The sequence below is a fragment of the Rubrivirga halophila genome (assembly GCF_046845755.1).
Lineage (GTDB): Bacteria > Bacteroidota > Rhodothermia > Rhodothermales > Rubricoccaceae > Rubrivirga.
Window position 1 is genome coordinate 4006570 of record NZ_CP177357.1, and the last position, 13495, is coordinate 4020064.

General features: G+C 71.2%; 8 protein-coding genes. 7 read left to right on the plus strand and 1 reads right to left on the minus strand.

Annotated features, from left to right (window positions below; all coding sequences use genetic code 11):
* Positions 1-4 precede the first annotated feature (4 nt).
* The 7 genes from ACLIRP_RS17560 to ACLIRP_RS17590 all read left to right on the plus strand — a co-directional run bounded on the left by ACLIRP_RS17560 (position 5) and on the right by ACLIRP_RS17590 (position 11160).
* A complete protein-coding gene (locus tag ACLIRP_RS17560) occupies positions 5-2878 on the plus strand; it encodes a TonB-dependent receptor (protein ID WP_412061768.1) in 2874 nt (957 codons plus the stop codon).
* A 1-nt stretch (position 2879) separates the two neighbouring features.
* Entirely contained in the window at positions 2880-5237 is a 2358-nt protein-coding gene (locus tag ACLIRP_RS17565; RefSeq protein ID WP_412061769.1) for a T9SS type A sorting domain-containing protein, read from the plus strand.
* Positions 5238-5241: 4 nt separating this feature from the next.
* Positions 5242-6261: a PorV/PorQ family protein gene (locus ACLIRP_RS17570; protein ID WP_412061770.1), complete on the plus strand. Its 1020-nt coding sequence runs from the start codon at positions 5242-5244 to the stop codon at positions 6259-6261.
* Between the two features lie 18 nt (positions 6262-6279).
* Positions 6280-7686 (plus strand): hypothetical protein, encoded by a 1407-nt coding sequence (locus ACLIRP_RS17575; RefSeq protein WP_412061771.1) that lies wholly within the window; start codon positions 6280-6282, stop codon positions 7684-7686.
* The gene (locus tag ACLIRP_RS17580) at positions 7683-9416 is read left to right on the plus strand and encodes a chondroitinase-B domain-containing protein (RefSeq protein ID WP_412061772.1); all 1734 of its coding nucleotides are present in this window, start codon (positions 7683-7685) and stop codon (positions 9414-9416) included. The genes ACLIRP_RS17575 and ACLIRP_RS17580 overlap by 4 nt, the downstream gene beginning before the upstream one ends.
* Before the next feature lie 22 nt (positions 9417-9438).
* The gene (gene kduD / locus ACLIRP_RS17585) at positions 9439-10203 is read left to right on the plus strand and encodes a 2-dehydro-3-deoxy-D-gluconate 5-dehydrogenase KduD (protein WP_412061773.1); all 765 of its coding nucleotides are present in this window, start codon (positions 9439-9441) and stop codon (positions 10201-10203) included.
* 84 nt (positions 10204-10287) lie between these two features.
* Positions 10288-11160 carry a 5-deoxy-glucuronate isomerase gene (locus ACLIRP_RS17590; protein ID WP_412061774.1) on the plus strand — a complete coding sequence of 291 codons (873 nt, stop codon included), beginning with the start codon at positions 10288-10290 and terminating at the stop codon, positions 11158-11160.
* A gap of 10 nt (positions 11161-11170) precedes the next feature.
* On the opposite strand, the gene ACLIRP_RS17595 is transcribed toward ACLIRP_RS17590, so the two are convergent.
* A complete protein-coding gene (locus tag ACLIRP_RS17595; protein WP_412061775.1) occupies positions 11171-13486 on the minus strand; it encodes a chondroitinase-B domain-containing protein in 2316 nt (771 codons plus the stop codon).
* Between the last annotated feature and the right edge of the window lie 9 nt (positions 13487-13495).

Sequence of the window (13495 nt, forward strand, 5' to 3'; positions counted from 1 at the left end):
CCCCATGCAACGACTCTGGCTCGGCGTCCTCGCCCTCCTGCTCGCCGGCAGCGCCCACGCCCAGACCGGGAAGGTGAGCGGGACCGTCGTCGACACGGACGGCCTCCCCATTATCGGCGCGAGCGTCCTGATCGTCGGGACCACCCAGGGCGCCTCGACCGACGTCGACGGCGTCTTCACCATCCTCAACGTGACGCCGGGGACGTACGACGTCCGGGCGGCGTTCGTCGGCCTGCAGACCGTCGTGCAGGAGGGGGTGGTCGTCAACAACGACCGGACGACCGAGCTCGACTTCACCCTGGCCCCGGAGGACCTCACCTTCGAGGGGGACCTCGTGGTGACCGCAGAGCGGCCCGAGATCGAGCCCGAGCGGACGGCCTCGAGCGAGATCATCCGGCCCCGCGAGGTCTCGAACGCGCCCGGCGTGTACTCGCTGACCGACGTGATCGGGCTGACCGTCGAGGCGACGGACGGCCACTTCCGCGGCGGCCGGACGGGCGAGGAGCTCTACCTCTTGAACGGGATCAACATCGTCAACCCGTTCACGGGCGCCCGGTCGTTCGACCCGATCGCGAACGCGCTCGAGGAGGTCGAGGTGATCACCGGCGGGTTCCCGGCCCAGTACGGGAACGCCCAGAGCGGCGTGATCAACATGGCCATGCAGTCGGGCGCGCACGACCAGTGGGAGGGGACGGGCAGTGTCCGGGTCCGGGCGCCGGGCTACAAGCACTTTGGCGGGAGCGTGTTCAGCCTGGAGAACAACCCGTACCTCCTCGCTTTCGACTCGGTCGAGGAGTGGGGCGGCGACAGCGGGGAGGGCCTCTACTCGTGCTCGATCGGCCTCAGCTTCTGCAGCGCCTACGGGCTTGAGACGGCCGAAGACAGCCTGCAGGCCGCCCAGATCGCCCAGGCCGTCTGGGCCCAGGCGCGCGAGGAGCTCGGGGCCGAGTACGACGACCGGATGGACAGCCAGATCGACCTCTCGGTCGGCGGCCCGGTCTCCGACCGCGTCCGCGCGTTCATCGGGGCCCGGTTCGCCGACGAGTGGTACGCGCTCCCGACCGACAGCCCGGAGCGGACGCGCCAGCTGCTCGGGAGCGCGCGCGTGGCGCTCGGCGGCGGCGCCTCGCTCCAGCTCGCCGGGGCCTACAACCGGGTCCGCGGCCACGACTTCACGAGCAGCTTCTGGCAGTACCTCTGGGACCGCGAGCGCGGGTTCGCCACGTTCGACGAGTCCACGCTCGGCGGCTCGGCGCGGCTGGCCTACGTCCCCGACGAGCGCCGGTTCGTGGACCTCACGCTGAGCGTGCTCCGCAACGACTACGAGTCCGGCGCGGCCGTCCTCGACCCGGCCCGGTTCCGCGAGGACGCCTCCGACCTCGGCGTCTGGCGCTTTTTCAACACGCCCGACCAGTTCCGCGTCGGGTACATGGAGAACGACTTCCGCAACGAGCGGTCGTCGACGTACTCGCTCGACGCGACGTACAACGACCAGATCACCAACAACCACCTGCTCAAAGGCGGCATCCAGGGGCGGCTCTACCACCTCGACGTCGACAACCGGCTCAACCTGTCGAGCCCGTCCGATGCCCAGGACGAGACGTTCCGCGTGACGCCGTTCGAGCTCGGGGCGTTCGTCGAGGACAAGGTCGAGTACGAGGGGCTGATCGCCCGGCTCGGCCTGCGGTTCGACGCCTACAACCTCAACACCGAGTTTTTCGCGGACCGGTACAACCCGTACCTCAACCCCGACTTCGACCCGACGCAGCCGGCCGTCGGCGACAACGCCGAGCGCGACCCGGATCTCGCGGTGACCGAGCGGACGTCGTGGATCGCGCGGCTCCAGCCCCGCCTCGGCGCCTCGTTCCCGATCTCGGTCAACACCGTCTTCCACCTCAACTACGGGGCGTTCCTGCAGCGGCCGCCGTTCGAGCGGTCGTTGGTGAGCCGGATCCAGCGGTCGAACGCCCTCGCCGTCATCCAGCTGGGCAACCCCGAGCTCGAGCCCGAGGAGACCAAGATGTACGAGGTCGGCGTGGCGCAGGGGCTGCCGGGCGGACTCGCGCTCGACCTGTCGGGCTACTACAAGGACGTCCGAAATCTCGTCCAGCTCGCGTTCTTCAGCGAGGGCGTCGACATCCCGTACCAGTCGTACGTCAACCGCGACTACGCCGACATCCGCGGCTTCCGGGTCTCGCTCCAGCGGCGGCGCGGGGCCGTCCGCGGGTCGGTCCGCTACCGCTACGAGGTGGCGACCGGCAAGACGTCGAGCGCCGAGGACGCCCCGCCCCAGTTTATCCGCGGGCTCAACGGCGAGGTCGACGAGCAGCGGGCCGGGATCGGACTCAACGACATCCTGCTCGACTTTGACCGGACCCACAACCTGATCGTCCAGCTCACCGCGACCACGCCGCGCGCGCTCGGCCCCCAGATCGCCGGGGTCCACCCGCTCGGGCGGTGGACGGCCTCGGTCCGCTCGCGCGCTCGGTCGGGCCGGCCGTACACGTCGTTCGCGGCCGGGCAAGACGTGCTCGTCGCCGACGCCCGCGCCCCGATGGAGTACCAGACGAGCCTCAAGGTGACCCGGCCGTTCCGGCTCGCGTCCGGCGCCGAGGGCGCCCTGTTCGCTGAGGTCGCCAACCTGTTCAACCAGCGGGCCTACGACTACAACCGCGTCTTCCGCGACGTCCGGAACCTCCGGGCCTACGACTTCGCCGTGAACCCCTCGGACCTGACGCCGGACGGGTTCACCGACGACCCCGACGAGGCCCTCGCGCTCTACCTCGGCGACAGCTTCCCCTACGAGGCCAACCAGACCTTCCGGATCTACGACAACGCCCCCCGCTCGTTCTTTTTCGGCCTCTCCGTCGACCTCTAAGATGACCGCCTTCCGACCCCTTGCGCGCCTGGCCGCCGTGGCCCTCGTCGGGCTGGCCGCCGCGTTCCCCGCCGAGGCCCAGCGCCGGTTCGAGATTCACTCGCGGGGGATGCTCCACGAGACCGTCTTCAACACCGGCGAGATCGGGCGGGCCTACCACCAAGGCGGCGGCGGGAACGCCACCGAGGTCCCCATGATGGAGTGGCCCGGGAATTCGGCCGTCACCGTCGACGACATCAACTACGACGGCAAGCACTACACGAACGGCGGCGGCGTCTACATCTCGGCCCAGCTCCCCGACTCGACCGAGCGCGTCCACGCGCTCAGCGGCGGCGTCGGGGCCTCCCAGCCGGACGTGACCGTCGGGCGGTGGTCGTACCCGCTCACCATCACGCGGACCGAGAATTACCCCGTCTTGGCCGACGGGACGCTCAACGGGGCCTACGACCCGAACGAGGCCGAGGAGATCATCGTGGCCTCGTGGGCCACGCCGGTCGGCATCACCGTCACGCGGACGAGCCGGGCCTGGAGCTACCCCGACTACGACGACCTCATCGTCTACGAGTACGCGTTCGAGTACACCGGCGACCGCGACGGCGACACCGTCCCCGACACGGACCAGCCCATCACCGACGTCACGATCGCGTTCGCGTATGGGCTCGCGCCCAACATGTTCGGCAACCTGCGCACCTACGGGTCGTGGTCCGACGACGAGTACCAGGACAACGACCAGCGTGGCCGGTTCGACCCGCTCCGGTTCCTCAACTACACCTACCATCAGACCGGCCTCCCGGACCCCGTCTACTACGACGAGTGGGGCCGGACCGGCCAGAACGGCGGCGGCCTCAACGCGCCGGGCACCCCGGGCTACATGATGCTCCACTTCGACACGGAGCGCCTCGCACTCCAGGGCCAGACGCTCGCCGACGTGACCCAGAGCGACTCCTCGATCGTGTGGACGCAGGCGTACGGCGGCGGCGTCAAGATCAAGCAGCCGTGGTTCGTCCGCCAGGAGACGAGCAACTTGCGGCAGTCGAAGCTCGAGAACTACCTCCGCGTCGACACGCGCAAGAACGCGCCGCTCCGCGAGGGCTCGGTCATCCCGCCCGAGGGCGGCGTCGACGACCCGGCCTACCAGCACTACCTCGACTACTGGGTCGGCGCCGGCCGCTACAACTTCCGCCAGACGCGCTGGGCGACCGGGCGGATTACCGTCTTCGGGCCGTACCGCTTCGAGGTCGGCGAGACCGCGCGGTTCGCGCTCGCCGAGGTGATTGGGTTCGGGGCCGTCCGCCCCGAGCAGGCCTACCTCCCGCCCGGCGAGCGGACGACGCCCGAGCAGGACGACTACCTCGTCGACTGGGGCGGGTCGTGCGGCGAGGACTGCGGCGAGGACGGGAGCCGCGGGTTCTTCCCGATCGCCAGCTACGCCGACACCGTCCGCTACGGCGGCAACCCGGTCTTCCCGAGCATCTTCCCCTACGGGCCGGGCGCCGACGAGGGGACGGTCATCAAGCGCCACGGGAGCCCCTACCTCTCGGAGTACGATCTCCCGGACTACGTCAACTCCGACGTGGTCACGATCCGCGAGGTGGCCGACAAGGCGTACCACGCCTACACCGGGCGGACGTTCACGGCGCCGGAGTACAACCGGCCCGAGCTCAACCCCGAGGCCGGCGTCTACCGGATCCCGATCCCGGTCCCGGCCCCGGCCCTCACCGTCGCCAGCGACGAGCGCGCCCAGAACGTGCTGTCCTGGAGCGACGCGGTCGAGCGCTTTAGCGCCCCGCGCCTCCAGGGCGCCTTCGACCACTACCGCGTGGCCCGGAGCACGCACCCGGCCGGGCCCTGGGAGACGATCGCCGAGGTCAACCCCGGCGACCCGGCCTTCGTCCACACCGGCACGTACAGCTTCGTCCCCGACGGCGACTACGTCGTGCTCGACCCCGAGCCGACCGTCGGCGAGACGTTCTACTACTCGGTCGTCTCGGTCGACGAGAACGGCCGAACGAGCGGGCGGACGAACGTGACCGCGTTCGAGACCCAGCTCGGGGCGGTCGCCGCGCTCGGCGCCGTCCACGTGGTCCCGAACCCGTTCGTGGTCAACTCCGGCTTCGGCGGCGCCAGCGACTCGTCGCTGCGGCTCGGGTTCTACGGGCTCCCGGCCCGGGCCACGATCCGGATCTACTCGTTCGCCGGCCAGCTCGTCGAGACCATCGAGCACGACAGCCCGACGTACTCGGTGGCCTACCTCCAGGAGACGCGCAACAACCAGCGCCTGGCCTCCGGGGTCTACTTCTACGTCGTGACGACGCCCGACGGCGAGGCGACGCAGGGCAAGTTCGTCATCATCCGCTAGCCCCATGACCGCCCCCCGCAGCCTCCTCCGGCTCGCCGCCGCCGCGCTCGTCGTGGCCGCGGGCCCGGCCCACGCCCAGAAGGTCGGCACGACGTCGTTCCAGTTTCTCAAGGTGATGCCGACGGCCCGGGCGACCGCCATGGGCGACGCGTACGCCGGCCTGGCCCAGGGCGCCGAGGCCCTGTTCTGGAACCCCGCCGGCCTCGCCTACACGACCGGCCACGCCGTCTCGGCCACCTACATCCCGTACCTCGTCGACACCCAGATCACGTCGGCCGGCTACGCCACGTCGCTCGGCGGCTTCGGGCAGGTCGGCGTCCAGTTCCAGGCTGTCGACTACGGGTCGATCGCCGAGACCCGGACCGACCGGCTCGGGTTCAACACGGACGGGACCTACAACCCCGGCCTCACGGGCGGCTCCTACAGCCCGACCGCCTTTGCCGCGGGCCTCTCGTATGCCCGGCGCCTGACCGACCGGTTCGCGACCGGGATCACGGCCAAGTACGTCCACGAGTCGCTCTACGACGGGGACTACTCCGGGGCCGGGGGCACCTTCAACACGGGCGCCGGGGCCGTCCTGTTCGACTTTGGGATCCAGTACCAGACCGGGTTCCGCTCCCTCGACATCGCGATGTCGGTCCAGAACTTCGGGCCCGAGGTGGCCTTTGTCGAGGAGCGGTTCGCCGCGCCGCTGACGTTCCGGCTCGGGGCGACCGGCGACCTGGTCGGGCCCCAGGGGATCGTCCGCCAGGACCCCCGGAACCGGCTGACGGTCGCCTACGACCTGCACCAACCCAACGACTACGACCAGCAGATGCAGGTCGGGATGGAGTACTCGTTCGCCGAGGTCCTCGCGCTCCGGGGCGGCTACAAGGTCAACTACGACGCCGAGGGGCTCACGCTCGGGGCCGGCATCAACGCCGACCTCCGTGCCGCCCGCCTCAACGTCGACTACAGCTACGGGACGATGGGCGAGTTCCTCGGCTCGGTCCACCGCATCACCGTCGGCGCGACGCTCCGCTAGCCCGTGCCCCCGTCTCCTATGCTCCGCACGACCCTCGCCGCCCTCGCGCTCACCGCGCTCGCGCTGGCCCCCCCGGCCGCCGCCCAGGACGCCGCGGCGCCGCTCACCGTCCAGGGCCTCGACCAGCAGGCGGCCGTCGGCGCCCGCGCCCGGGCGATGGGCGGGGTCCGCGCCAGCGGGCTCAGCACATCCGCCGCGCTGTTCTCGAACCCGGCCGCGCTCCACCGGCTGTCCGAGGCCGAGGTCCGGCTCGGCGGCGGGGCCACAGCCCAGGCCCTCAGCCAGGACCAGACCTGGGTGCCCAACCGGCTCTACCTCGAGCTCAGCCTGATCTTCGAGAACGAGCCGGGCTCGCCGAACCCGACGCGCGCCTTCGACGACATCCGGCCGGACTGGGAGGAGGACCTCGGCTCGACCCGGCCGACGCTGGGGTCGGCGGCGGTCCCCCTGCCGTTCGCGCCCGGTGGCGTATCGGTGACGGCCGGCCTGGGCGCGGCGCTCGTCGCCGACCTCGACCACTACTTCCAGAACAACAACGCGCTCGACCCCAACATCGGCGCGATTCGGCCCCAGCCGATCCCGCGCGTCCAGGACGGCGACTCCCTCATGGTGGGGTGGGCCCAGTTTAGCCGCCGCCGCGAGGGCTCCGTCTACGGCGTGACCCCGGCGCTCGCGCTCGCGCGCGGCCCGTTCTCGCTCGGCGTGTCGGCGACGGTCTTGACGGGCTCGTCGGACGACCTCGAGCAGACGCGCGACCGCGGCGAGTTCACGCTCCGCTACCAGAACCGCTTCAGCTTGGCCGCGCCGACCGGCGGCGAGACGACGGTCACCGGGACGTCGGACTACTCGGGCACGCGGCTCGCGCTCGCCGGCGGGTATGAGACCGGTGCGCTCTCCGTCGACGCCGTCTGGCAGCCGGGCTATACGCTGTCGCGCGAGTGGTCGCGGAGCGACGGGTCAGCCGGGACCGACGAGGTCCGCTTTGCCCCGGCCGTGACCGTCGGCGCGGCGGTCCGCCCGAGCGACCGCGTGACCGTCGCGGCCGACGTCGACTTGCGGGCGCTCGCCAGCGCCGAGGTCCTCTACGCCGACTCGACCGAGGCCGAGCGGCCGTGGGTCAGCGGGGCGACCGTCCACCTCGGCGCCGAGGTCCGCGCCCTCGACTGGCTCGCGCTCCGCGGCGGCTACCGCGAGCAGGCCCAGGCGTTCGCGCCGGCCGGCGCCGCCCTCCTCGACGAGCCCGCCCGCGCCGACGTGTTCGGGGCCGGCGTCGGGCTCGCCCTCGGGCCCCTCGTGCTCGACGTGACCTACGAGCTCTCGCACCTGCGCTACGAGGACCTCTGGCTCTCGAACGGCAACCGCAACGCGGTCACCACGCACGCCGTCCTCTTCGAGGCCGCCTACGCGCTCCCGGTCGGCCGATGACGCGCCGCCTCCTCGCCGCCCTCGCGCTCGTCGCGCTCGCGGCGTCCGCCGGCGCCCAGACCGATCGCTACGTCGCGACCGCCGCCGAGTTGAGCGCCGCCATCCGCGCGTCCCAGCCCGGCGACACCGTCACGATGGCGGACGGGACCTGGACCGACACGGCCATCGACTTCGACCGCGACGGCGCCCCGGCCGACTCGATCCGGCTCCGCGCCGAGACGCCGGGCGGCGTCGTGCTGACCGGCTCGTCGACGTTGTCCATCGCCGGCGACTACCTCGTCGTCGACGGGCTCCGGTTCGAGGGCGGCGCGCTCCCCGACGGCACGCCCGTCGTCCAGTTCCGCCGGTCGTCGAGCGACCTCGCCAACCACAGCCGGCTGACGAACTGCGTCATCACCGACTACAACCCGGCCAACACGCGGACCGAGTACAAGTGGGTCTCGGTCTACGGCCGGTTCAACCGCGTCGACCACTGCTACTTCGCCCGCAAGACGAACGAGGGCGCGCTCTTGGTGGTCTGGCTCCGCGACCCGCCCAACGACGCGCCGCCCGAGCACCGGATCGACCACAACCACTTCGGCTTCCGGCCCGAGTTCGGCGACAACGGGGCCGAGACGATCCGGATCGGGACGAGCAGCCGGTCCATGCAGTACGCGAATGTCGTCGTGGAGCGGAACCTGTTCACGGAGACGAACGGGGAGATCGAGATCATCTCGAACAAGTCGAACGGCAACGTCTACCGGAGCAACACCTTCCGCCGCGCTCAGGGCACGCTCACGCTCCGCCACGGGAACGACTGCCTCGTCGAGGGCAACTTTTTTCTGGGCGAGGAGGTGTCGGGGTCCGGCGGCGTCCGCATCATCGGCGAGGACCACCGCGTGGTCAACAACTACTTTATGGGGTTGCGGGGGACAGGCTACCGGGCGCCGCTGTCGATGGTGCAGGGCGTGGAGAACTCGCCGCTCAACCGCTACTTCCAGGTCAAGCGGCCCGTCGTGGCCCACAACACGTTCGTCGACAACGACCGGACGCTCGTGATCGGGGTCGGCTCCAGCAGCGACCAGTCGCTCCCGCCCCAGGACATCACCGTCGTCAACAACGCCGTCCAGACCAAGCTGAGCGCGGACATCGTCGAGGTCGACCTCGAGCCGGTCGGCACGTCGGACTGGTCCGGGAACATCTTTTTCGGGCGCCCGGGAGACCTTCCCGAGGGCGTCACCTTTGCCGACCCCGAGCTCGTCGAGGCCGAGGACGGCCTGTTCCGGCCGTCGCCCACGAGCCCGCTTCTCGACGCCGCCGTCGCCGCCTTCGCGCCCGCCACCGATATGGACGGGCAGGCCCGCGTGACGCCGGATGTGGGCGCCGACGAGGTCTCGGCCGACCCCCGCACACTCGGTCCGCTCTCGCCCGAGGACGTGGGCCCGAGCTACGCCGTCGCGACGGCCGACGAGGACCGGCCAGAGCGCCGGGCGTCGCGGCTGGCGCCCAACGTCCCCAACCCGTTTGCGACGACGACCGAGCTCGCGTTCGCCCTCGGCCGGGCCGGGCCGGCCGTGGTCCGGCTGTTCGACATCAGTGGGCGCGAGGTCCAGCGCGTGCTCGACGGCACGTTCCCGGCTGGCATGACCGAGTTCACCCTCGACGGCACGGCCTTGCCGACGGGCACCTACCTCGTCGTCTTGGAGGCCGAGGGCCGCGCCGACTACCGCCTGGTGACGCTCGCGCGGTGACGCGGGCCGCCGGCCCCCGCCCATGCCGCCGGACGCCCTCTCGATGTTCTCCCTCGCGGGCCAGACCGCCCTCGTCACCGGTGCCAGTCGGGGGATCGGCCGGGCACTCGCCGTCGCGCTCGCCCAAGCCGGGGCGGACGTCGTCTGCACGAGCACGCAGCGGGGCGGGACCGCCGAGGCCGTCCGCCAGGCCGGGCGCCAGGCGTGGCAGGTCGCGGCCGACCTCTCGGCGCCCGACGGTGCGGACCGGCTCGCGGACGCCGCGTTCGAGGCCGCGGGCGAGGTCCACATCCTGATCAACAACGCCGGCACGATCCGTCGCCACCCGGCCGTGGACGTCCCGCTCGACGACTGGCAGCACGTGCTCCAGACCAACCTCACGGCCGTCTTCCGGCTGTCGCAACGCGTCGGCGCGCCGATGCTGGCGCGCGGGCGGGGCAAGATCATCACCGTCGCGTCGCTCTTGAGCTTTCAGGGCGGCATCACCGTCCCGGCCTACACCGCGAGCAAGCACGGCGTGGCCGGGCTCACCAAGGCGCTCGCGAACGAGTGGGCTGGCCGGGGCGTGGCCGTCAACGCGATCGCGCCGGGCTACATCGCCACGGACAACACGGCCGCGCTCCGGGCCGACGCGACGCGCAACCGCCAGATCCTGGAGCGCATCCCCGCCGGCCGCTGGGGCGACCCCTCCGACCTCGCCGGCGCCGCCGTCTTCCTCGCCTCCCGCGCCTCCGACTACGTCACCGGGACCGTCGTCACCGTCGACGGCGGCTGGATGGCGAGGTAGGGCGTGGGGCGTCGTGCGTGGGCAACCTCCCGGCCCCACGCTCCGCGGCCGATCGCCGACCCTTCTCTCGTCTCCCTCAGCCCCATGCCCTCCCCCGACCGCCGCCTCACCGGCCGCGCCGTCCTCCCCCAGTCCGGCGAGATCCGCGAGGTCGAGCTCTTCGACGCAAGCCCCGAACCCGGCGCCCGCATCGAGGTCTGCACCGCCGACAACTCGACGCTCGAGTACCTCACCTTCGCCCGGATCGCGCTCGACGGCGCACCCCAGACCGTCACGCTCGCCGACGACCAGGAGGCGTGCTTTTTCGTCAACGACGGCACGGCCGAGATCACCGTCGGCGGCGAGACGCACCGCGTCGAGAAGGACGGGATGCTCTACGTCGGGCTGGGCGAGACCGTCACGCTGGCGGGGACGGCCGACGTCAGCGAGTTCCGCGCGCCGGAGTGCTCGACGAAGTACCCGGCCCAGCTCGTCCAACGCGCCGACATCGAGGGGACGGACCTCGCCTTCCACACCGGCAACCCCGACAACAAGACGACGCGGACGGTCTACAAGCTGATCGACCAGAACGTCGACGCCTGCCGGCTCCTGTTCGGCGTGACGTACCTCGCGAAGCCCGGGAGCGTGGGCAGCTACCCTCCCCACTTCCACGGGCCCGACGGTGAGGGCGGGCTCGGCGACGACGCCAAGGAGGAGATCTACGTGTTCCGCGTGTCGTCGCGCGTGCCCGACGAGCGGGCGTTCGTGCTCCAGAACGTGTCGCGCCCGGGCGAGGACGTCAACACCTACGTCCACGTCTTCGACGACCAGGCCATCAACGTGACGCCGTCGTTCCACGACACGATCGCCCCGCCGACCGTCGACTTCTCGTTCACGTGGTGCCTCGCGTCGGTCACGGAGGGCGCGCGCGACTGGGCGGCCATCCTCAAGCGGCCCGGCTACGAGAACGAGTCGTAGCCGGGCGGGCTTAGTAGACCAGCCGCTGGGGCAGGTTCTGCTCCACGACGATCTCGCCCGAGGCCTCGACGGTGTTGTCGGCGTGCGTGTTGTTTTTGGCGCCCCACAGGAGGGCGACGCGCTCGACGGCGTTGTCGCGGAACGTGTTGTCCGCGAGCTCGACGTTGATGATCCCGTACGTGTCGATGAGGACGTCGTCCGGGTCGTTGGCGCCGCTGCCGGTGACCGTCGTGCCGCGGACGACGAGCGTGCCGCCGACCGTCGACTCGTCGTAGCCCCCACGGTAGTAGTCGATCACATTCGCGCCGACGCCCTCGAACCGGCTGTCGAGGACGACCACGGCCTCGGCGTTGTAGTCGCCCCGGTCGTCGTCCTCGGCCGCCAGCTCCAGGCCGTTCGCGACGTCCCGGACGACGGTGCGCTCGAACCGGACGAGGTCGGCGAACGAGTGCTTGGTCGCCCGGAGCACGGCGTCGAAGCCGGAGATCTCGGCGTCCTCGACCTCGACCGTGTACAGGCTCGACATCCCGCTCGCGAGGGGCGCGACCGCGATCGTCTCGGCGTCGCCCTCCAAGGCGACGGACGCCAGCCGGAGGTGGCCGCCCGGGTGCATCGCGAACGCCGCCGTCCCCGCGCCCCCGACGTAGCGGATGGTCGGCCGGTTTGTGGGGTCCGCGGCGCGGACGGTGAGCTCGCGGTCGATCGCCAGCGACGAGCCGATCTCGTAGGTGCCGGGTGCCAGCGCGATCACGTCGCCGTCGGCCGCCGCGGCCACAGCCGCCGCCAGCGCGGCAGCGTCGGCCACCGGATGCGTCCGGGGCTCGCGGCGGTCTGTTTCGGGGGCGTACCAGCTCGGGCCGTAGCGGGACAGGTCGAGAAGGTCGACGGCCTCGGGGACCGTCCCGTTCGTCGCGCCGACGGCGTTGTGCTCGGCCCTCGGCTGCCCGAACAGGTCGTGGTCGATCCGGTCGAACTCGAACCCGTGGTGTACGGCGACCCCGTCCAGCCCCGAGATCGGCACCCCGATGTGCTCAGCGACTTCGGCAAAGGAGAGGTCCCGCTCCATGAGCCCCTCCACGCCCTCGAACGGCACGCCCCCGTTGTCGATCACATTCCTACGGAAGTCGATCCCGTCGATCGCGTCGTAGCGGACGATGGGGGAGGGGCCGCCGTCCGGGTTGTAGATCACGTTGTTGGCCAGGACCGTCCGCGTCGGCGGGAGGGACCGGATCTCCGACGGCGGGAGGACCTCGGCCTGGTCGGTGTTGGAGCCCACGCCGATCTGCCACGGCGACCCCGAGTCCACCCACGTGTTGTGCGCCACGACGACGTCGGTCACCTGGAAGTAGCGGTTGATGGACGACCGCGGGATCCCGTTCATCATCGCGAGCGGCGCCCGGAACTCTTGGCCCCGCAGGCCGACAAAGTGGTTGTTCGTCACCCAGTGGCCGGTCCCGATCAGCCGGATGCCGCCGTAGTACGGGTTGGCGCCGTCGCCGATGAACACGTTGCCGTCGACGACGGCGTAGTTGCCGTGGCGCGTGACGAGCGAGCCCTCGCTGCGGTAGAAGACGTTGCCCCGGAACGCGTTGAAGTTGGCCTTGCTCGAGATCACCTCGACCTCGCCGTCGCACCGGTCGAACAGGTTGTTCTCGACGAGCGTGTGGCTCGGCGTCATCGACGTCCCGCTGTCGCCGATCTGAATCGTCTCGGCGCTCGGCCCGCCCTTCGGCGGGCGCGGGCCAAAGTGGTTGTGCGCGATCCGGTGATAGTTGTAGATGCTCGGGTTGCCGTCGAGGTCGACCCGGACGGTCGGGCCGCGGTTCGACTTGCCCGCCAGGTAGCAGTGGTCGAGCTGGTTGTGGCGCCCCTTGAACTGGACCCAGAGGTCGGTCTCGCTCCGCTGCGGCTGGTTGTAGCCGACGATGGCGCAGTTCGTCACCCGGCTGTGGGTCGCGAGCGAGTCGTCGCTGACGAAAAAGCGGATGACGGCGCCGGAGGGCGTGGCCCCGTCGCGAAAGTGGAGCCCGTCGACGACCAGGTGCTCGCCCGCCAGCCACAGGTCCGAGGCGCCCCGGACGACGACGCCGCCCGGCGTCTCGGCGCGCAACGTGATCGGCGCCTCGGCCGTCCCCGTCCCGACGAACCGGATGCGGACGTCGCTCCACTCGCCGTCGGCCATGACGATCTCCGTCCCCGGCTCGGCCGCGGCGATGGCGGCGTCGAGCTCGGCAGATGTGGCGACGTGGACGGCCGTCTGGGCGGCCACCGTCGAGAAGGCGGCCGCCACGGTCAAGGCAGCGAGGAGCGTTAGGGAGCGCATCATGGGGAGAGG